The sequence below is a fragment of the Aeromonas sp. R1-2 genome (genome assembly GCF_040908505.1).
In the GTDB taxonomy this organism is placed as follows: domain Bacteria; phylum Pseudomonadota; class Gammaproteobacteria; order Enterobacterales; family Aeromonadaceae; genus Aeromonas; species Aeromonas veronii.
Map to the genome: position 1 here is coordinate 22767 of NZ_JBFODU010000015.1, position 20772 is coordinate 43538.

Genomic DNA, 20772 nt, shown 5'->3' on the forward strand with positions numbered 1-20772 from the left:
TAAGGCATGACACCGACATTACACCCAAAGCCCCGGCCAGTTGCCGGGGCTTTCTTTAAGGAGCAAAGATGTTGTACCCCATCGCCAGGCATTTCCTGTTCAAACTCAATCCGGAACAGGCTCACGATCTCTCCATGAAATATTTGCCCCGCCTTCTCGGTACGCCACTCGATTGTTTCTTCCGCCAGAATTTGCCGAAACGCCCCGTCACTGTCATGGGGCTTTCTTTTGCCAATCCGGTGGGATTGGCGGCCGGTCTGGATAAAGATGGTGAGTGCATTGATGCGCTGGGCGCCATGGGATTTGGCTTTATCGAGGTCGGTACCGTCACCCCCAGACCCCAAAGCGGCAATGACAAGCCCCGCCTGTTCCGGGTTATTCCGGCAGAGGGGATCATCAACCGGATGGGATTCAACAACAAGGGGGTGGATCATCTGGTGGCCAAGGTAAAAGAGGCCAAATATCAGGGGGTCATCGGCATTAATATCGGCAAGAACAAAGATACTCCCATCGAACAGGGCAAGGATGATTATCTGATCTGCATGGACAAGGTTTATGATCACGCCGGTTATATTGCCGTCAATATCTCTTCCCCCAACACACCGGGTTTGCGTTCGCTGCAATATGGCGAGGCGCTGGATGAATTGCTGGCCGCCCTCAAGGTGCGACAGCAAGAGCTGGCCGCCCAATATAAAAAGTATGTGCCGCTGGCGGTTAAAATTGCCCCGGATTTAAGCCTTGAAGAAATAGATCAGGTGGCCGCTTCGCTGGTACGGAATGGTATTGATGGGGTTATCGCCACCAATACCACCCTCGAGCACGAGATGATTTATGACATGCCCCACGCCGGTGAAGCGGGTGGCCTGAGTGGTCGTCCGCTGCAGCACAAGAGTACCGAGGTGATCCATCATCTGGCCAAGGCGCTCAATGGTGCTCTGCCAATTATCGGTGTGGGTGGTATTGATAGTGCCATGGCCGCCCGTGAAAAATTGGCCGCCGGTGCCAGTCTGGTACAAATTTATAGCGGCTTTATTTATAAAGGGCCGGGGCTGGTCAAAGAGATTGTGACCAATATTTAAGAAATAGATGGCGGAGCCCTTTATTTGACGTTGCTGATTTCCTGCATATGGAATAAAGTCAACTGGTAATTATCAAGTAAGGGCTCCAACATGTTTATCCAACCGACCGATAGCTGGCAATGGCACTATGATGCCCAGAGTGACCGTCTGATGTTGGACTTGTCTGATAACATGTTATTTGCGACCGAGTATAAAGGGCGACAATTGGTGCCCAGCTCGTTTGCGACCCAGCCTTTTTGTGTCGATGATGCCGCCCTCTATTATCAGTTGATGGATAAAGCAGCCGAACTTGAGTGGAGTATTCCCCATCAGGTTCAGTTGGTGCTTAATGCCATTGCGGTCAGTCGCTTTTATAAACCTCTGATGCCGCAAAGCTGGTTTTTTAGTGAACAGCATCCGCAAGTGATCCCGCAAAACGGTGATCTGGTACTGATGAATACACCTCATGGCAACGGCGAATTTATGGTGATTGAGGCAGGGGATCAGGCTAGTGTCTGTTTGAACCTCACAGCCGATCTGGTATTGACCACCAGTAAAACCTTGCCGCGTTTCGGGGTGATCAAGGTGATGAATAACCGGATGAAACCGCGTATTACCGTGACCGAGCAATATCGTCAGGTCAGTTGATATATTTTCATCAATCGTTTTATCTCTGTGATTACACCGCTGCCTGTTTTTACTGTTGTTTCTGATACTTCATTGATCCGCGAACATCTTGCCCATTCTCATTGATCTTCATGGTTGTGTTCCAGCCTCTCTTGAGGCTTGTTTCACTCACTTGCATCTTGTGTTCTGACCCACGCAGTGTCTTGGCCTTCCGTGCTGCAAGCATGGTGCCTCCCTCTTGTTTCGTTCTGCTTGTGTAGTGCCTCCACCCCAGTATCAACACATCACTCACTGCAGCGATTTTCTACATACGACATTTTATGCTTGAAACGAGAGCTATTCTCACTTACATTTTGTTATAACATAACAGAATGGAGTTGCCATGAAGCCTCATATTCACCCGGATTATCGTTTGGTGCTGTTCCATGACACGGCGGCAGATGCCTTTTTCCTGGTCGGTTCAACCATCAAGAGCGATCGCCGCTATACGTGGCTAGACGGGAAGGAGTATCCCTATGTGTCGCTCGATGTTTCCAGCCAGTCGCACTCGTTCTATACCGGCAAGCAGAAGCAGGTATCGAGTGAGGGGAGTGTGGCCCGTTTCAACAAGCGCTTTGGCGCATTTTCAAGCAAGAAGGAGTCCTGAATGCAGGTCGTCTGTTCACTCAAATCCGCACGGGCGCGCCATCCCGATTGTCAGTTGGTGCGCCGCCGGGGCAAATTGTTCGTGATTTGCAAAAGCAATCCCCGTTTCAAGGCTCGTATGAAGTGATCCGCTAAATGATGTCTGGCCCCATGATCTCGCCATCAGGTAGTCATGGGGCCTTTTACCTTTTCACCACCTACCAATCTGTTTCCATCCTGCTGTTTGCGCCGACTTTTGCATGCTCCAGCCCGCCTGATGAGGTATAATGCTGCACTATTTTTATGGGTTCCCCGTGAGCGTGATGAAAGAATTTTTTGCAACCTGCCCCAAGGGGCTGGAAAACCTGTTGGCCGATGAGCTGACCACCCTGGGCGCAGAGCAGGTTCGTGAGACCGTGGCTGGCGTCCATTTCAAAGGCGAACTGGCGATTGGCTACAAGGCCTGCCTGTGGAGCCGTTTTGCCTCCCGTATCGTGCTGGTGCTCTCCGAATTCCAGATGAACGACGATCTGGATCTCTATCTGGGCGCCCACACCATTCCCTGGGAAGAGCACTTCTCCGGTACCGCTACCATCGCGGTGGACTTTACCGGTACCAACCCTGCCATTCGCAATACCCAATATGGCGCGCTGAAAATCAAGGATGCCATCGTCGACCGCTTCACCAAGCGCGGTCACGTGCGTCCGGACGTGGACAAAAAGTCGCCGGATATTCGCATCATGGCGCACCTTGGCAAAGGCAAGGCCAATATCACGCTGGACTTGTCAGGCCCGGCGCTGCACCAGCGTTTCTATCGTCAGGGCACAGGTGAAGCACCGCTCAAAGAGAACCTGGCCTGCGCCATGATTGCCCGTAGTGGCTGGGCCGGTGAGCCCATGATGGACCCGATGTGCGGTTCCGGTACCTTGCTGATTGAAGCGGCCTTTATCGCCGCCGACATGGCGCCGGCGCTGCGCCGCGAGCGCTTCGGTTTCGATCGCTGGCTGCAGCACGATAGCGAGCTGTGGCAGAGCCTGATGATGGAAGCGCAAGTGCGAGCCAAACGCGGCATGCAGCGTTGTGAAGTAAAACTGTTTGGTTGTGATGCCGACCAGCGTGTGCTGCTCAAAGCCCGTGATAACGCCAAAGCGGCCGGTGTGGCTCACCTGATTACCTTCAAGCAGGCCGATGTCACCAAGCTGGAAAACCCGCTGCCGATGCCTGCCCCTGTTGAAGGGGAAGCAGGTCAAGGGGAGGCCCGCCAGGTCGGTATGCTGATCTCCAACCCGCCTTATGGCGAGCGTCTTGGCGAATTCCCGGCGCTGCTGGAAGTGCATCAGGCCCTCGGCGATGCCCTGCGTCGCAGCTTCCAGGGTTGGAAAGTCTCCATTCTTTCCGCATCCCCCGAGCTGCTCAGCTGTCTGCGCCTGCGCGCCGACAAGCAATATCGCCTGTTCAACGGCGCCCTCGAGTGTCAGCTGCGCAATTATCAAATCGCACTGGACTCCGTGGCTTCCCAGAAAGAGGTCGCACAGGACTTTGCCAACCGTCTGCGCAAGAATCTGAAAACCCTCGAGAAGTGGGCCAACAAAGAGGGCATCGATTGCTATCGCATCTACGATGCCGACTTGCCGGAATACAACGCCGCCATCGACCGCTATCAAGACTATCTGGTGGTGCAAGAGTATGCCGCGCCCAAAGACATTCCCGCCCAGAAGACCCGTCAGCGTCTGCTCGACATGGTTCAGGCCGCCATCAAGGTGACCGGGATGGACGGCGAGAAGGTGATCCTGAAGGTGCGCGAGCGTCAGGAAGGTAAACAGCAGTATCAGAAGCTCTCCGAAGAGCAGCACCGGATGGAAGTGCAGGAGTACGGTGCCCGGCTGTGGGTTAACCTATACGACTATCTGGATACCGGCCTGTTCCTCGACCATCGTCAGACTCGCCGCATGCTGGGTCAGATGGCCAAGGGCAAGCGCTTCCTGAACCTGTTTGCCTACACCGGCAGTGCCACCGTGCACGCAGGTCTTGGCGGTGCCAGCGAGACCACCACAGTGGACATGTCCCACACCTACCTGAACTGGGCACAGGACAACATGCGTCTTAACTCGCTGGTGGGCCGTCAGCACAAGTTTGTGCAGGCAGATTGCCTGAAGTGGTTGTCTGAAGCCGATGATCAGTACGACCTCATCTTCATCGATCCGCCCACCTTCTCCAACTCCAAGCGGATGGACGAGAGCTTCGACGTACAGCGCGATCATCTGCTGCTGATGCAGCACCTGAAGCGCCTGCTGGCGGCGGACGGCACTCTGGTCTTCTCCAACAACAAGCGTCACTTCAAGATGGATCTGGCCGGTCTAGAGGCCACTGGTCTCAAGGCCCAGAACATCACCCAGAAGACGCGACCAAAGGATTTCGAGCGCAACCAGCACATCCACAACTGCTGGATCATCACCCATGCGCCGGAGCAAGGCGAGGCGTGATGCTGACCCTGTTTCATACCGACGGTTGCCACCTGTGCGAACAGGCGTGGGCGCTGGTGGAGGAGGCAGGCCTTGCCACTACCACCCGCCAGTGCGACATCATGGATGATGAGCAGTGGCTTGCCGCCTATCGGGTGCGCATTCCGGTGCTGCGTGACGAGGCGGGCCGCGAGCTCGGCTGGCCCTTCACGCTGGTGGAGCTCAAGGGCTGGGCCGCCCGTCAGGGGTGAGAGTGATTTGACGATAAAACGGGGGCAGACCCAGTCTGCTGCCCGTTTTTTTCATATGAAATAAGGAACACACATGGCTCTTTTAACATTGCACGGCGCATGTCTGTCGTTCAGTGATTTCCCGCTGCTCGACAATGCCGAATTGACCATCGAGCGGGGCGAGCGCCTCTGCCTGGTTGGCCGCAACGGGGCGGGCAAGTCCACCCTGATGAAGGTCATTGCCAGCGAATTGCCGCTGGACGACGGCCGTCTGGTGCTGCAGCAAGATTTGAAAGTGACCCGCCTTGAGCAGGATCCGCCTGCTTCCAGCGAGCTGACGGTGTTTGACTATGCCGCCGAAGGGCTGGCGGGGGTGGGGGAGCTGCTCAAGCAGTACCACCACATCTCCATGGAGCTGGCGAGCGATCCGTCAGACGCCAACATTCGCAAGATGAGCGAGTTGCAAGAGCAGCTCGACTATCAGAACGGTTGGCAGTTCGAGACCCGCATCAGTCAGGTGTTGACCCTGCTGGGGCTGGATCCCGATGTGACCCTCGATAGTCTCTCTGGCGGTTGGCTGCGCAAGGTGGCGCTGGCCCGTGCGCTGGCCTGTGATCCCGACTTGTTGCTGCTCGATGAGCCGACCAACCACCTGGATATCGAAGCCATCAACTGGCTGGAAGATTTCCTCAAGGATTTTCGCGGCGCCATCGTCTTTATCTCTCACGATCGGGAGTTTATTCACAAGCTGGCTACCCGGATCATCGATCTGGATCGCGGCGCCATCACCTCCTGGCCGGGTAACTACGACGAGTACCTGCAGGGGAAAGAGGAGTGGCTGCGGGTCGAAGAGCTGAAAAATGCCGAGTTCGACCGCAAGTTGGCGCAGGAAGAGGTGTGGGTGCGTCAGGGTATCAAGGCTCGCCGTACCCGTAACGAAGGTCGGGTGCGCGCCCTTGAGGCAATGCGCATGGAGCGCAGCCAGCGCCGCGAGCTGCAGGGCAAGGCCAAGCTGCAACTGGACGAGGTCAATCGCTCCGGCAAGCTGGTGTTCGAGACCGAAGGGCTGGGGCTGGACTTTGGCGATCGCACCCTGTTCAAGGGGCTCGATCTGCAAGTGCTGCGTGGCGACAAGATTGCGCTGGTCGGCCCCAATGGCTGCGGCAAATCGACCCTGATCAAGCTGTTGCTGGGGCAGCTTGAGCCGACCCGTGGCACCGTCAAGGGGGGCACCAATCTGGAGGTGGCCTACTTCGATCAGTACCGCGAGCAGCTTGATCCCGAGCAGACGGTGGTGGACAACGTCGGGGAGGGCAAACAAGAGGTGATGGTGCGTGGCCGCTCCCGTCATATCCTCGGTTACCTGCAGGACTTCCTGTTCGAGCCCAAGCGGGCCCGTACGCCGGTCAAGGCGCTCTCCGGTGGCGAGAAGAACCGGCTGCTGCTGGCCAAGCTGTTCCTCAAGCCCAGCAACCTGCTGATCCTCGATGAACCGACCAACGATCTGGATGTGGAAACCCTGGAGCTGCTGGAAGAGCTGCTTTCCGACTACCCCGGCACCCTGCTGCTGGTGAGTCACGATCGTCGCTTCATCGACAACACAGTGACCGGCTGCTGGCTGTTTGAAGGGGATGGCCGTATCAGCGATTACGTGGGCGGTTACGCCGACATGATGGCGACCCGCGAACAGCAGAATGTCCAGCAACAGGCCAGGAGTGCACCGGTCAAGGCGCCCGAGCCGGTCGTTGCCACCGCGCCAGAAGCGCCGAAGAAGAGCAAGAAGCTCTCCTACAAGCTGCAGCTTGAACTGGAAGGGTTGCCTGCTCGTCTTGAGCAGCTGGAAGCCGAGCTGGATGCGCTGCAAAGCGAGATCAACCAGCCTGGGTTCTTCTCGCTGCCGGCAGATAAAACCCAGCCGAAACTCGATGCGCTCAATGCCGCTGAAGCCGCGCTGGAGCAGGCATTTGCTCGCTGGGAAGAGCTGGAAGGACTCAAAAATAAGGAGTAAGTTCCCTGTAATTAAAACTTAATCCAGTTCAGTGCCTTGTGTCACATAGCCCGGTTAGGGTGGAAGTTTTTGTTTGACCGAGTGCGCTCGCAGGAGTAAAGATGAAAGCGACCGATGCAGAATTGGTCGCTTTTTTTGTTCCACGAAGAGGGTCGTAGATGATGAAGAGACAGAAGCGGGACCGTCTGGAAAGAGCTCGTGCTCGTGGTTATCAGGCTGGCGTGGTCGGCAAACAGAAAGAAGCGTGTCCGTATCAATGCCTGGATGCCCGAGGGCATTGGCTTGGTGGTTGGCGTGACGCCATGGAAGGGCGGGGCTCAGGCCTCTTCATGAAGTAGCAGGTACTTCATCACTCATTACAAAAGGAAAGGGGCCGTTGTGGCCCCTTTGCGTTAATGCTGTTTTACCACCAATCAGAGAGATCAGAATGCGGTGGTATCTTTGAACAGGCCCACTTTCAGGTCGGTGGCGCTGTAGATCGGACGACCGTCGACTTCGACCACACCATCAGCAATCCCCATCACCAGCTTGCGGTTGATGACGCGCTTGAAGGTGATCTTGTAGGTCACTTTCTTGGCAGTCGGCAGGATCTGGCCGGTGAATTTCACTTCACCTACGCCCAGAGCACGACCCTTGCCGGGGCCACCTTTCCAGCCAAGGAAGAAGCCAACCAGCTGCCACATGGCGTCCAGACCGAGACAGCCAGGCATCACAGGATCACCCGGGAAGTGGCAATCGAAGAACCAGAGATCCGGAGTAATGTCGAGCTCAGCCAGGATCTCGCCCTTGCCGTGTTCGCCGCCGTTGTCATTGATCTTGACGATGCGGTCCATCATCAACATGTTGGGGGCAGGCAGCTGACTGTTACCCTCACCAAACAGTTCGCCACGGCTGCAAGCCAGCAGCTCTTCACGGGTAAAAGAGTTCTTGCCCTGTTCGCACAGGGAAAGGCGGGCTTCCATGGTGGTATTGTCTACGGTCACGCGGTATTTCCTTCAAATGGGTCAAAGCCGGGCCAATTTAGCTTACAGTTGTTCGCTAAACAACTCCGATCACTTCATCAGCGGCCAAACAGGCGCCCCAGCAGGGATTGCAGCAGTCCGACTTTGGCAGTGGAGCCGTTCAACTCGTCCAACCGCTCCTGAATACGGCCAAACAGGGTATCGGGCATATCAGGCTCACCGGCGACACAGCCAGTCAGCAACTCGATGGCCTCTTCCACATGATCCACCGGGTGGATGTGGAACTGGCCTGCTTCAACCGCTGCAATCACCTCGTCAGAGAGGTTCAGCTGCTGGATGTTGGTGCCCGGCAAAATGATACCTTGCTTGCCGGTGATGCCGTGGATTTTGCACACCCGGAAGAAGCCTTCAATCTTCTCGTTCACGCCACCAACGGCCTGCACATTGCCAAACTGATCGACCGCACCGGTCACGGCGAAGTGCTGATAGATAGGCTGGCGGGCGAGGGCTGAGAGCAGGGCACACAAGCCGGTCAGGGAGGCGCTGTCGCCATCAATTTCGTGGTAAGACTGCTCGAACACCAGATTGGCCGACAGGGGGGATGGGTTCTCTGCACCAAATTTGTTGGAGAGATAGCCGTGGATAATCATCATCGCCTTGGCGTGGATATGACCGGCCAGCTCCGCTTTGCGCTCGATATCCGCCACATCGCCATCACCCAGGTGTACGGTAGCGGTGAGGCGCACCGGCTCGCCGAAGTCATAAGGGTGACCGGAGACCTGAATGACAGACAGGCCGTTGATCTGGCCAATCTCTTCGCCGTCGGTTTGCAGCAGGATCTGGCCGTCGATAACCCCTTGGTCGGACTGCTCAACCAGATAGTTGAGGCGGTAATCCTGCTCTTCCAGTGCGCCGCGAATATGCTCGTCGGTGACCACATCAGATTCCAGCTCCCGGGCCAGACTGTCGGCCATCCGCATGATGGCGGAGAGTTGCACTTCGGAGAGCGACAACCACTCCTGATGGTCACAGAGGCGGCTGGCATGACGACAAAGGGCGGCGAGGGCGGCTGGCGTGAAGTCCAGCAGGCTCCAGCGCTGGCGCAGCCAGGCCAGGTACTGCAGAAATTCCTGTAGATCCTCTTCAATATTCACCTCTGACACCAGATCCGCGCGTAGGAAGATGCGTTCGGACATATCCCGATCCAGCATCTGGAACTCGGCCACGTCCAGTCGGTCACCGACCAGGATCAGCTTGAGCTTGATGGGGGTCGCTTCAGGCGCGAAGAAGGGGGTCAGGGTTTTCCCTTCCTGATAGGCGTTCCAGTCCAGCTCGCCTTTTTGCATGGCATTTTTCAGTTTGAACCAGAGATGAGGCTGATCCAGCAGCTCATCCAGTTGCAAAATGAGGTAACCGCCGTTGGCTTCGCGCAGCAAGCCGGGCTCCAACAGGTGCTGGTTGGCATAGACAGAGCCTTGTTCGGTCTGGTAATTGATAGAGCCAAACAGGGTATCCCAGTTGAGATCACGGCCATAAATTACCGGCGCTTCCTGCGCTTCGTGGTGGATCAGCAGGTTGATCAGAATGGGGTGCTGGAACTCCAGACCCAATGCCACGTGAGCCGCCAGATCGGAGAGGAAATCATCGATTTTCGGATCATTGTTCTGCTTGCGCATGATGCGGGTCACTATACGTTCGGCATCGAGATGGTGGCTCAACAGCTTGAGCAGCTCGCCAACCATTTCGCAAAACTCAACGCCGGTGCCTGGTTGCAGGCGCAGCCAGATAGGCTTGTAGGGGTTGTTCAGATTCTCGGTGTAGCAGAGATCAAACAGGTCACCATCCTTGCCATGGGAGTCAGCAATCAGCGTCTGGCAAACGCCTTCGTAATCTGCGCCGGGGAATCCGTTGAGCAGCATGACCGGACAGTCACCATCAAAACTGGCGAGACGCTTGATGCCGGAAATGGCTCTGGGTTGCAGCGCAGCAAAGGGGATAGGTTCAAGCTCGCTGAGCTTGGGGAACTGTTCAATCGCAAAAGCGGGTTTTAATTGTTCTGATGTTAATTCAGCCACTTAAGACATCCGGTCGAAGATAGGATCAATTGTTGCCATTATACACAGTTCAATAAGTGGTGACAGGAAACAAGATATGCCATTTAACATAATATACATTATGCGCAATATCGGATACAGGAGGATAGAATGAAGAAACCTGAGCAATAGAGCCGTTTTGATGCGGCTGATGGCTTGGCCACCGAGGCCGATATGGTTGCCTATCTGCAGGCAGCTCTTGAAGATGGTGATCCGGCGCTGCTGACGCAAAAGCTGGTTTTAATTGTTCTGATGTTAATTCAGCCACCTGCGGCGTTTGATGATGTGGAACGTGCCCGCGCCAAACTGCGCGATGATGGCAAGCCGAGCTACACACTGGAAGAACTGTTGGCTCAGTGTGACCCCAATGCCACACCACCAGGTGAAATGGATTGGGGTCAAGATTAGAGATTACGAGGAATAAGCAGACGTATGCTTCGATGCATAATTATTGCAGGCCTCATTGGCTTTGTGCAATTCATTGGCTTTAGACCAAAGTTGCTCTGACGAGGCTCCAGACTTCTTCATGGCCTCATACTCTTGTTCTAGTTTTTTCTCATTCTCGCTGAGAACAAGCATCTCATCATCACATATGTTCATATATAGGAGCTTCCTCGTAAGTAGAGCAAAATGCTCTAGACAGATATGAGTCCAGCTTGGATGAATTTCAAGCTGTGGCGAGCTGAGGCACTAAACTGATGCCGATAAATGTGGTTATCGGCATCACGTGAGAGATAACAAAGCTTTCTTCAGCCGGTTCTGCGGCACAATTGCTTCATCAATCCAGCGCATGACGATAAACCGTCACGAATGCCAGTCTCGGCCAGCTTAAGAAGATCCTCACCCAAGTCAGCAAGACCTGCTATCCGGTTCCCGTGCTGTTTGGCAATGTAGAGGTCGGCCAACTTGGCCAACTGATCCGCCAAAGCCCCCTCGCCCACAACATCTACTCGCTCAACCAGGAAGTCAGGCGGTGCCTTTTCCTGGTTGAAGTAGTCATCCCAATGATCAGATATACCCCCTCCCCTTAGTCGATATTCTGAAACCACAAATGTTCCATTTTGATATAAGAGTCCACTATTAAATTAGTACATCGCGCTGGATACCCCTCACCAATGGAACGTTAAGTTTGATTGGCACCGTTATAACCAACGTCATTACCGTGAATATTCTTAGAAATATCTGTCCCCTACTTGAGAGGTCTCTCTCTGGAAATATTGATACTCCTTCTTGTAAAACAGCCATAAAAATGCCGACTATCGCGATAGACTCCCCTCCCCTTAAATCGTCACGGCTTATTCGGCTTGAAGAGTATTCGCCATTTCATTTTGGAAGTTGGGTCAATTCATATTCAAGGCACGTTTGGCGATGGCCAATGTGGGTGGCTGGCAGGTCAAGTAGAGGTTGCTGTTAAACTGCTGCAATATACGTTTGAGCTCGTTCATATCATCGGGATGGAGGGTTAAGGACCAGAGCGCTCTGGGCTGGCCGTGATGGAGGCCATTGGTATAGATAATGGTGCAATCTTCGATACGCAACTCTTTGCAGTGGGCCTCCATCTGCAGGCCCACATCCGGAAACCAGATATGCAGTGTGCCTGAAGAGATAAAGGTGAACTGGGCCATGAGCGACCCTTTGCCAACGATCCTGAAGGTCTTTTCCACCACTGCCACTTGCATACCCGCTCCTTGGTAGCTCGTTAATATTGATATCAATATCACCAATGATGACTGGATATGCAAGTGTGATAACAAGGAGCTGTTCAACCGAATATGATTGCTTCCGGCATGTTACTTAGCTTTCGGCATCGGGTGTTCTCGGTGTTTCAGCAAGCAATTCCGTTTTTTGCTTCTCTGTTACGCGATAAATATGTATGCCGCAGATGGCAAGGAGCCTGTTCTGAATCATCATGTGAGCCAAAAATATTCCCTGAACCGATTGCCATCCAGAGAAGTACAACATCGCCGCACCAACTTCTATGACATCCCAAACAAGCCAATCTGTGTTCTAAGAGCAGTCAATAAAAATCAGGAATCATGTCACGTTGTTCGTTAGTCATTGTGAGTGTTATCTCTAACATGTTGGTTCAATCGGTCCAGCGGCTTTTGCTGGGCGCTCTCATGTCGTTCACTGTTGCTGGTGTGCAGGTATTTCGAAGTGGTGTCGATGCTGTCATGTCCTGCATCGGCTTGTACGTGGGAAAGCGGTCGACCATGCAGGTTGATGTCATGGGTGATCCCGGTGTGGCGGATCGCATGGGGAGAGAGTTGCCGCATTTCGGCCGCATCCTGGACAAATCCATCCTGCTCTGCCAATTCTGCGCCTTTACCGATGATCACCATGATCAAATCCCGTAGCTGGCGAATTCCAAGGTTGGCGTTGAGTTCCCCCTGATCGCGACCATGTGCTGCCGCTTTATGGCGAACGAACAGTGGTGTCTGTTCATCCGGTGTCGGCAAGGGAGAGAGACCGAGGAAGCGGCGGTAGCGTTCGAGTGCCGCCAGCAGCGCTTGGGATACCGCTACGGTACGCCGTTTGCCCCCTTTGCTTTGCGGAATAAAGTAGCCCCAGACGCCGGTTTTGCGATCCCGCCTGAACTGCCCCATCACAGGGGTAAAGCCCGGTCGGGCAGCAACCTCAGAGATCCGCAGATAGCAGGCGTACATCAGAATGGTGAGAAAACGGCTGCGCTCGTGTTGCTCCGGATGGTCGTTGGCAAGGGTGTCGGCGGCCTGCATCACGTATGACCACTGCAACTCGCTGAAGGCCTGCACCTGATCATCGGCCTCCTGCTGTTGCGGCCGTTTGACCCGCTGCAGCAGCAGAGCGGGATTCCTGTCCATGTACTCCTCCTGGATCAGAAACTGGAAGAAGGCCGACAAGATGGCGAGTTTGGTCTTCATCGCCTGCTCGCTCAGGCGATAGGGCAAGGTGCGGCCCAGCTCCCGTTTGCCCAAAAACGGACGCCATTGCGGATTGGGCAACCGCTCCCCCCACTCCTTGTCGAGGACAAATTGTGCCACGTTGCGATAGGCGATCAACTCTTCAGGGGGGGACTGACAGTAGTCGAGATAGCGGATCATGATGCGGCGAGTGAGATCTTTCGGGCTGATGGCCGCCTCGCGAAAGCACCAGTGCAAAAAAGTGGTCAGTTCGCTGCGATAGGTTTTGTAGTTGTTTTCGCTGTTGCGCTGCTCCAGCAGCCAATCGACCGCCAGTTCGTAAACCAGACCGGCATCGGGTACATCGTTGAGGCTGAGGTTGGCAAGGTACTGATTGACCTGTGGGTTACCGGCTTCCAGATAGATAAGGCTGTCAAACAGCGGCATGGCTGGCGGCAAGGATAATGGTTGTTGAGTCATGGTGTTGCTTGTTGATGCTGAGATGAATCGATATGAGCCTGTGAGCCGAGTTGCTAGAAAAGGGCTCGTGATACATGAATGCGGCTTCTGTTGGGATTGGTACTACCTCTTGTTGTTGCTGATTAAGGTCACCAGGAGCGATCTGGATAACGTTCTCTCCACTGTTTGCTCATTATTTCCTCATAGATCTGACTGATGTCGCTCAGTGGTGCACGCTATTCAGTTATGCATTGGATATGCACCGTTGTTAGAAAATTCTCGGGGTAAATAGCCGTAAAAATGGTTTTAAATGCGAACAAAGTGAATGAAGCGAGCTGTTTATCCCGAGAAATAGCAGGTCTGTGCAATCAGGCCACCTGCTTTAGTGGCTTCTCCTTGCGCTTGGCTGCTGGGGCCTCTTCCTCTTTCGTGCCTGCTTGAACCTTGCCGCCGCGCAGCAGGGTTTGCAGCACATCGCGTTGTTCTGCCAGGTAGAATGCCAGACTCTCTTGCTGCTCTGGGGCCAGCTCGAGCGGGGCGCCAGCCAACAGGGTCATCAACTCGTCGGCCGTATCCAGCAGCTTGTCATAGGCATCGGCCTCTTTTTTGCTGGCAAAGGTCATTTTTTCCACTCCCCCACGAACAACCACATATTTGATCTCGACAGCCATGATGGCCTCCTCTTGGTGATGATGGATAGAGTATATGTATGGATATACAGTATTGCAAATAACCTCACCGGAAAAGAGTTCGCCGGGGTTTAGCGACAAAAGCCGTGCTGGATCAAGCTGTCTCAAAGTGCCATTTGACTTCCACGCCTGACTGGTCGGATCATGGCCTTATGACGATCGTACGACACCTGTTTATCCTGCTGATGGTAGAGGTGCTGCTCCTCGGGAGTATCGCCCACTTGGTCGTGGGACTCCCCTGGCTGCTGACCCTGCTGTTTGTGGTGTTTGCCCTGTTTGGGTTGCGTTGTCTGGTGGTGCTCGGCAGCTGGCTCTTTACCCGCTTCTACCCCTCCCCGGCTATCGGCCCCTGGCGCAGGGTGAAGATGATGGCGCAGGAGATGTTGGCCTACCTCTACACCTTCACCTTGTTGTTACCGTTCGAGCCTTTGCTGATGGCACCCGATCGGCTGCGTCCGTGCCAGCGCCCCGTATTGCTGGTGCATGGTTACGGTTGCAGTCGCGGGATCTGGCGCACCCAGCGCGCCCGACTGGAGGCTGCAGGCCATGTGGTTGCTACCATTACCCTGATGCCACCATTTGGTCATATTGATGAGATGGTGCCACTGCTGGCCACCCGGATTGACGATGTGCTGGCGCAGACCGGGGCTGACAAGCTGGTGCTGGTCGGTCACAGCATGGGGGGGCTGGTCTGCCGCGACTATCTGGCTATCCATGGCGGTGACAAGGTAGATCGCCTGATCACCCTGGCCACCCCCCATCAGGGCAGTCAGCTTGCCGCCCTTGGGCTTGGGGCCAATGCCCGCGAGATGGAGCCCGGTTCCGGCTGGTTGCAGCGTTTCGCTTCGGTGCCGCTTTGCGTACCCGGCATCTCGGTGCGCACCAGTCACGACAATGTGGTGATGCCGCAGGAGCGGCAACGATTGGCGGGAATGGAAGATATCGAGTTACCTGCCATTGGCCATCTCTCTCTGCTCTACTCCCGCCGCACGACAGATCTGCTGCTTGATCTGTTGTCCCGAGTCTGACCCTCCTTATTCGTCCTTCAACTGTTATTCCAAATAAAACAGGGGCCTGATTGCTCAGGCCCCTGTTGATCTCTTTATCCCATCATCCGGTTAGAAGTGTATCCCCTTGATCAGGGTCGAGACGGCAACCTGATCGGCGGTCGCCTTGGACTTGTCGCCATCCTTGGGATCGGCAAAGGTGCGGAAGCTGGTGTTCATGATCACCTGCGCAACCCGCGGTGCCAGAGCATGAACCACCTGACCGAATACCCCGAGGCGAGTGGCCAGACGAACGTGCTTGTTGATGATGGTATCGCACACCAGATCGGCCGCCTCTTCCGGCGTCATCATCGGCACCTGCTCATAGACCTTGGTCGGCGCGACCATCGGCGTTTTCACCAGCGGCATATTGATGATGGAGAAGCTGACCCCTTTATCGGCAAACTCGGAGGCGGCGGTACGCACCCAGGCATCGAGGGCCGACTTGGAGGCAACATAGGCGGAGAAGCGCGGCGCATTGGTCAACACCCCGATGGAGGAGATGTTGATGATGTGCCCTTTTTTCTTCTCGATCATGGTGGGTAGCACCCCCATGATCACCTTGAGCGCGCCAAAGTAGTTGAGCTGCATGGTGCGCTCCAGATCGTGGAAGCGATCGAAGGAGTCCTCGATGGAGCGGCGGATGGAGCGGCCGGCATTGTTGACCAGAATATCGACGCCACCGTGATCGGCCACGATGCGAGCGGTGATCTCCTCGGCCTGCGCCAGATTGGAGAGATCCCCCTGATAGATCTCGATGGTCAGCCCCAGCTCGGCAAACTCCGCTTTAGTCTCGGCAATCTTCTGCTCGTCGCGGGCGATGGTAACGACGTTGGCCCCCGCTCCAGCCAGCTTGCGCGCGGTTGCACGGCCGATACCGGAGGTGGCCCCGGTCACCAGCACCACCTTGCCCTCGACCCGACCACGCAGGGAGCGATCGATGAAGAGCTCCGGGTCGAGGTGACGCTCCCAGTAATCCCACAACCGCCAGGCGTAGCTGTGCAGCGGCAGCACTTCGATGCCTGTCCCTTTCAGTACCCGCTGGGTTTCGCGACTGTCGAAACGGGTGGGATAGCTGATAAGGCGGAACACATCCTTGGGCAGACCCAGGTCGGCGATGGCGGCATCGCGGATGCGGCGCACCGGCGCCATGGTCATCAGCATGGCGGTCAGGTGGCGGGGAATGAAGTTAAAGAGGGAGGCGTTGATGCGGATCGCAGGCTCCGGCGCATGGGCGGCGCGGGAGAAGGTGCTCAGCATGTCGCCGACCCGCATCGGGTTGGGGTCGGTCAGATGGAAGGTTTTGTTCTCCTCTCCCTCCTGATGGGCGATATGCTCCATGGCATCGACCACAAAGTTGACCGGCACGATATTGATGCGCCCGCCCTCAACCCCGATGGCTGGCATCCAGGGCGGTAGCAGACGACGCAGTTTCTGGATGGTCTTGAAGAAGTAGTAAGGGCCGTCGATCTTGTCCATCTCGCCGGTGTTGGAGTCACCGACAACGATCCCCGGGCGATAGACTCGCCACGGAACTGTGCACTCATTGCGCACAATCCCTTCCGCTTCGTGCTTGGTCCGGAAGTAAGGCATGTCGAGGTGCTCTGCCTCATCGAACATGTCCTCGCGAAACAGACCGTCGAACAGACCCGCTGCAGCGATGGAGCTGCAGTGGTGGAACTGCCCCGCCCCCAGCCGCTCGGCAAGTTGAACAGCCTGACGGGTCCCTTCGGTGTTGACCTGCTGCTGGATCCCGGCCTTGGCGTTCAGATCATAGATGGCAGCCAGATGGAAGAAGTGGTCGATCTTGCCGATCAACTGCTCCTGCATCTCGACCGATACCCCCAGCAGCGGTTGCGTCATGTCACCAAAAACCGGGACTGCGCGCGATTCATCCACATTCCAGAATGCAAATAACTCCGGCAATTTATCCTGATGAGAGGCGCGCATCAGAAAATAGACGATACAGTCGGGATGCTGTTGGAATAACTTTTTGATCAATCGACGCCCGATAAAACCACTACCGCCAGTAATGAAATAGTTCATAAAGAGAATCCTGCTACTGATTAGGGTGTTACTAGGTTGTTAGATATATCACGATTCATATGGGAATCCGCAATTTGATTGTCGGTTCGTGAGCAAACCCTAATTTCGGTGGTGTGCCTGTTCCGTTATTAGGTAGAACCCTCTATTTTTTGTCCCTAGACTGAAGTTGAAAAATCAGTAATGCCACAACCCGATTGCAGTTTCGTTGTCGCCATTACATTTAACTGTCGTTATTCAAGGAGAAGATCATGGCTAAGAAATTGAAAGCGCTGGCAGGGTCAGTGACCGACAACCAACTCACCTCCACTATCAAAGAGTCCACCCAGCAGATCTGGTTGGCGGGTCTGGGTGCCTATGCCAAGGCGCAGGAAGAGGGTGGCAAGATCTTTGAAGCCCTGGTGCAGGAAGGTGAAGCGCTGCAAGCAAAAACCCGTCAGAGCGCAGATGAGAAGATTGCCGCTGTGACCGACAAGACCGCCAATACCTGGGGCCGTCTGGAGCAGGTGTTCGAAGATCGCGTGGCACGCGCCGTAGCCAGCCTCGGCATTCCGACCCGCAAGGATATCGACAAGCTCTCCAAGCGCATGGCCGAGCTGACCGACGTGGTCCAGCAACTGCTGGATGCACAGGAAGAGGAAGCCCCTGCTGCTGAAGCCAAACCGGCTGCCGCCAAAAAGCCCGCTGCCCGCAAGCCTCCGGTAAAGAAGGCACCGGTAGCCAAGGCCAAAGAGGCCGTGGTTGAGCAGGCCGCCGATCTCCTCTCCGCTGCGGAAGATGCGGTGAAAGAGGTGAAGGCCAAAGCAGAGAGCGTCCTGCCCTGATCCCTCGCAGTGACGGAATGTGATTGATACCGGCCCATGCCCTGCGCTGGGCCGGTCTTGTCATGGTGAATGTCATGGATAGAGAGGCGATACTATGAGTACCATCGCAATTGCCCTTGCTGGCGGCGGGCCGCTCGGTGGCATCTACGAGATCGGTGCCTGCGCAGCCCTCTCTGACAGCATCAACGGCCTGCGCCTTGACCATGCTGATATCTATGTTGGCGTCAGCTCGGGGGCCGTGGTGGCCTCGGCGCTGGCCAACGGCATTTCGCCGGCTAAGCTGGTGCGGATCCTGCTCAGCGATGATTCGGGGGAGATGTTTGACCCGGCCACCTTGCTGCGCCCCGCCTTTCGTGAATATGCTGACCGCCTGACCTCGATCCCGCCGCTGGCTTGGCAGAGCCTGACCTACTATCTGGCGGCGCCCTGGAAGCGCAGCCTGTTTGAATCGCTGCAGGGGCTCTCCAAGGCCATTCCGACCGGACTGTTCGACAACCGCGGGGTGGATCGCACCCTGACCCAGTTTTTCTCTCGTCCCGGCCGCAGCAACGATTTTCGCCAGCTGCGCAGTCGACTGTTTGTGGTAGCTACCGAACTCGACACCGGTCATCCGGTCGCCTTCGGCAGCCCGGGGCTCGATGACGTGCCCATTTCGGCGGCGGTACAGGCGTCGGCCGCCCTGCCCGGCCTCTTTCCCCCTTCATTGATTAACGGGCGTTACTATGTGGACGGGGCGCTGATCAAGACCCTGCACGCTTCGGTAGCGCTGGAAGAGGGGGCGGATCTGGTGTTCTGCATCAATCCGCTTGTGCCCTATGATGCGGACATGGCCGCCGGCGCGCCGACCAATCTGGTGGACAGCGGTCTGCCGGTGGTACTGGCCCAGACTTTTCGCGCCATCATCCACTCCCGCATGCATGTGGGGATGGATCGCTACAAGCACCAATATCCCGATGCTGACGCATTGCTGTTTGAGCCCTCTTCTGCCGATGGCGAGATGTTCTTCACCAATGTGTTCAGTTACCGGGATCGTCGCCGTCTCTGCGAGCACGCTTACCAGCATACCCGCCGCGATCTCTGGCAGCGCCGTGACGAGCTGGCGCCGGTGCTGGCCAAGCATGGCCTCGAGCTCAATTTGGCCGCGCTGGCCGATGAAGATCGCACCCTGCTGGCCCCCGGCATTGGCTCAGTTGCCGCCCTCGACAAGTCGCTGGAGCAGTTGCAGCACTGGCTTGCCAAACGCTATCGCCACGGCGTGCGCCGTTCATCACCAAAGGAGTAGCATGGATCGCAAACCCAAACGTCGTACCCGGGAGCGGATCCTGACCACTGCCCTCGCCTGCTTCAATCGACAAGGGGAACCCAGCGTCACCACCTCGGCCATTGCGGCCGAGATGGAGATCAGCCAGGGCAATCTCTACTACCACTTCCACAACAAGGAGGAGATCGTCAACGCCCTGTTCTGCGACTTTGAACAGCAGATGGATCGCCTGCTGGAGGCGGTCAGCACCCCGTCCGATGAGCCAGAAGATATCTGGCTCTTTCTCCACCTGATGTTTGAAGCCATCTGGCAGTACCGTTTCCTCTACTACGATATCGCGACCCTGATGAGTGGTTATCATCAGGTGGAACAGCGCTTTTCCGCCCTGCTGCGCCGCAAGGAGCAGACCGCCATCGCCATTTGCAACCATCTGCAAACGGTCGGGCTGATGGAGGGCACGGCGCAACAGATGCGCACGCTGGCGGCCAATGTGGCGCTGGTGGGCACATTCTGGATCTCTTATCAGCGGGCACTGCACCCCAAGGCGGACGCCGATATTGCCCTCGGCGTCTTTCAGGTGATGCAGCTGGTCGCACCCTATTTGCGGGCCGATGCCCGCGCTCATCTGGGCGCCCTCGCCCACCACTACACCGACAAGGTTTGATTCACATGCTACAGGGAGAACAAGCATGACCACTTCACAACTCGAATTTGTCCCCTTCCCCTACGCGGATGCGGCCTATGACTATGCTGGCCAGAAGCTGGCGGACAACTGGGATCGTCTCCATCAGGGGGATGCCGAACCCTGGCCCGAAGATGAACAGGTACAGGATGCCTGGCGGGCCTATCATGCCGGGGATTTTGCCCGAGCCGTCGCTCTTGGTGAAGCGGCCGGTGAGGCGGGTCTCAATGTGGCAAACAAGGCACTGGTGATCCACGCCAGCTACCTGCTGGAGGACAAGTATGCCAAGCGCGCCGCCTTCGAGCGGGCGGCCAGCCATGCCGAGAAGCTGCAAAAACGCCAGCCCAAGAACGCCAACGCCTGGTATTTCCACGCGCTGGCACTCGGTCGCTACAGTCAGGTCATTTCCATCTCCAAGGCCCTCTCGCAAGGCATTGGCGACAAGATCAAGGCAAGCCTTGAGAAGGCGCTGGATCTGGCACCAGATCACGCCGAGGCCCATATCGCCTTTGGTGCCTGGCATGCGGAGATCGTCGACAAGTTGGGGGCCATGATCGGCGGCCTCACCTATGGCGCCAAGAAGGAGGAGTCCGAGCGTCACTTCAAGGAGGCGCTGGCGCTGATCCCCGACTCGGCTATCGCCCGCATGGAGTACGCCAACGCTCAGGTGATGCTGCACGGCAAGAGCCGCCTGAAAGCCGCCGAAGCCCTCTATACCGAAGCGGCCGAGTGCGAACCCATGGATGCCATGGAGCGCCTCGATGTGGAGGCGGCGCGCGAGGAGCTGGAGGATTAACCGCCATTCCTACCGCTAAGAAAAAC

The 20772-nt window shown here is 56.1% G+C and carries 21 protein-coding genes; 14 read left to right on the forward strand and 7 right to left on the reverse strand.

All coding sequences use genetic code 11. The annotated features are described in order from the left end of the window. Positions 1 to 68 precede the first annotated feature (68 nt). The 8 genes from pyrD to rmf all read left to right on the forward strand — a co-directional run bounded on the left by pyrD (position 69) and on the right by rmf (position 7347). Positions 69 to 1079, forward strand: coding sequence for a quinone-dependent dihydroorotate dehydrogenase (pyrD, locus tag AB5Y76_RS06345; RefSeq protein WP_263718564.1), 1011 nt, complete (start codon positions 69 to 71; stop codon positions 1077 to 1079). A 90-nt stretch (positions 1080 to 1169) separates the two neighbouring features. Beyond that, positions 1170 to 1706 (forward strand): cell division protein ZapC, encoded by a 537-nt coding sequence (locus AB5Y76_RS06350; RefSeq protein WP_005345444.1) that lies wholly within the window; start codon positions 1170 to 1172, stop codon positions 1704 to 1706. 361 nt (positions 1707 to 2067) lie between these two features. Then, positions 2068 to 2331: a type B 50S ribosomal protein L31 gene (locus AB5Y76_RS06355; RefSeq protein WP_139429160.1), complete on the forward strand. Its 264-nt coding sequence runs from the start codon at positions 2068 to 2070 to the stop codon at positions 2329 to 2331. Beyond that, on the forward strand, positions 2332 to 2457 hold the full coding sequence (ykgO, locus tag AB5Y76_RS06360; RefSeq protein WP_005336596.1) for a type B 50S ribosomal protein L36: 126 nt from the start codon (positions 2332 to 2334) through the stop codon (positions 2455 to 2457). 139 nt (positions 2458 to 2596) lie between these two features. Beyond that, positions 2597 to 4792, forward strand: a complete 2196-nt coding sequence (gene rlmKL / locus AB5Y76_RS06365; RefSeq protein WP_263718562.1) for a bifunctional 23S rRNA (guanine(2069)-N(7))-methyltransferase RlmK/23S rRNA (guanine(2445)-N(2))-methyltransferase RlmL — start codon at positions 2597 to 2599, stop codon at positions 4790 to 4792. Beyond that, on the forward strand, positions 4792 to 5022 hold the full coding sequence (locus tag AB5Y76_RS06370) for a glutaredoxin family protein (protein ID WP_224970140.1): 231 nt from the start codon (positions 4792 to 4794) through the stop codon (positions 5020 to 5022). Before rlmKL ends, AB5Y76_RS06370 begins: the two co-directional genes overlap by 1 nt. Before the next feature lie 73 nt (positions 5023 to 5095). Beyond that, positions 5096 to 7009, forward strand: coding sequence for an ABC transporter ATP-binding protein (locus AB5Y76_RS06375; protein WP_263718561.1), 1914 nt, complete (start codon positions 5096 to 5098; stop codon positions 7007 to 7009). Positions 7010 to 7170: 161 nt separating this feature from the next. Then, on the forward strand, positions 7171 to 7347 hold the full coding sequence (rmf, locus tag AB5Y76_RS06380; protein WP_010674759.1) for a ribosome modulation factor: 177 nt from the start codon (positions 7171 to 7173) through the stop codon (positions 7345 to 7347). Between the two features lie 84 nt (positions 7348 to 7431). Here the strand turns inward: rmf and fabA are convergent, their stop codons facing one another. Together fabA and AB5Y76_RS06390 are read right to left on the reverse strand one after the other, a co-directional pair. Continuing rightward, positions 7432 to 7971, reverse strand: a complete 540-nt coding sequence (fabA, locus tag AB5Y76_RS06385; protein WP_196783564.1) for a 3-hydroxyacyl-[acyl-carrier-protein] dehydratase FabA — start codon at positions 7969 to 7971, stop codon at positions 7432 to 7434. Between the two features lie 98 nt (positions 7972 to 8069). Further along, positions 8070 to 10046 carry a Lon protease family protein gene (locus AB5Y76_RS06390; RefSeq protein ID WP_139441344.1) on the reverse strand — a complete coding sequence of 659 codons (1977 nt, stop codon included), beginning with the start codon at positions 10044 to 10046 and terminating at the stop codon, positions 8070 to 8072. Positions 10047 to 10238: 192 nt separating this feature from the next. Between AB5Y76_RS06390 and AB5Y76_RS06395 the strand changes: the two genes are divergently transcribed. After that, positions 10239 to 10472, forward strand: a complete 234-nt coding sequence (locus AB5Y76_RS06395) for a hypothetical protein (RefSeq protein ID WP_263718548.1) — start codon at positions 10239 to 10241, stop codon at positions 10470 to 10472. Between the two features lie 341 nt (positions 10473 to 10813). On the opposite strand, the gene AB5Y76_RS06400 is transcribed toward AB5Y76_RS06395, so the two are convergent. From AB5Y76_RS06400 to AB5Y76_RS06415, 4 genes are all read right to left on the reverse strand, one after another. Further along, positions 10814 to 11113 (reverse strand): hypothetical protein, encoded by a 300-nt coding sequence (locus AB5Y76_RS06400; RefSeq protein WP_263718547.1) that lies wholly within the window; start codon positions 11111 to 11113, stop codon positions 10814 to 10816. Between the two features lie 291 nt (positions 11114 to 11404). Then, on the reverse strand, positions 11405 to 11743 hold the full coding sequence (locus tag AB5Y76_RS06405; RefSeq protein WP_005333109.1) for a hypothetical protein: 339 nt from the start codon (positions 11741 to 11743) through the stop codon (positions 11405 to 11407). 372 nt (positions 11744 to 12115) lie between these two features. After that, a complete protein-coding gene (locus AB5Y76_RS06410; RefSeq protein WP_263718573.1) occupies positions 12116 to 13393 on the reverse strand; it encodes a site-specific integrase in 1278 nt (425 codons plus the stop codon). A 380-nt stretch (positions 13394 to 13773) separates the two neighbouring features. Then, positions 13774 to 14076: a YebG family protein gene (locus AB5Y76_RS06415; protein ID WP_005360490.1), complete on the reverse strand. Its 303-nt coding sequence runs from the start codon at positions 14074 to 14076 to the stop codon at positions 13774 to 13776. A gap of 170 nt (positions 14077 to 14246) precedes the next feature. Between AB5Y76_RS06415 and AB5Y76_RS06420 the strand changes: the two genes are divergently transcribed. After that, positions 14247 to 15122 (forward strand): triacylglycerol lipase, encoded by an 876-nt coding sequence (locus AB5Y76_RS06420; protein WP_064336075.1) that lies wholly within the window; start codon positions 14247 to 14249, stop codon positions 15120 to 15122. A 90-nt stretch (positions 15123 to 15212) separates the two neighbouring features. Here the strand turns inward: AB5Y76_RS06420 and AB5Y76_RS06425 are convergent, their stop codons facing one another. Beyond that, on the reverse strand, positions 15213 to 17186 hold the full coding sequence (locus AB5Y76_RS06425; RefSeq protein ID WP_263718546.1) for an SDR family oxidoreductase: 1974 nt from the start codon (positions 17184 to 17186) through the stop codon (positions 15213 to 15215). A 248-nt stretch (positions 17187 to 17434) separates the two neighbouring features. Here AB5Y76_RS06425 and AB5Y76_RS06430 point away from each other — a divergent pair, with 248 nt between their 5' ends. The 4 genes from AB5Y76_RS06430 (at position 17435) to AB5Y76_RS06445 (ending at position 20746) form a co-directional block, all read left to right on the forward strand. Further along, a complete protein-coding gene (locus AB5Y76_RS06430) occupies positions 17435 to 18007 on the forward strand; it encodes a phasin family protein (protein ID WP_005333118.1) in 573 nt (190 codons plus the stop codon). A gap of 94 nt (positions 18008 to 18101) precedes the next feature. After that, entirely contained in the window at positions 18102 to 19289 is a 1188-nt protein-coding gene (locus AB5Y76_RS06435; RefSeq protein ID WP_040065538.1) for a patatin-like phospholipase family protein, read from the forward strand. A gap of 1 nt (position 19290) precedes the next feature. After that, positions 19291 to 19932, forward strand: a complete 642-nt coding sequence (locus AB5Y76_RS06440) for a TetR/AcrR family transcriptional regulator (RefSeq protein ID WP_263718544.1) — start codon at positions 19291 to 19293, stop codon at positions 19930 to 19932. A 25-nt stretch (positions 19933 to 19957) separates the two neighbouring features. After that, positions 19958 to 20746, forward strand: coding sequence for a hypothetical protein (locus tag AB5Y76_RS06445; RefSeq protein WP_263718543.1), 789 nt, complete (start codon positions 19958 to 19960; stop codon positions 20744 to 20746). The last annotated feature ends 26 nt before the right edge of the window (positions 20747 to 20772 follow it).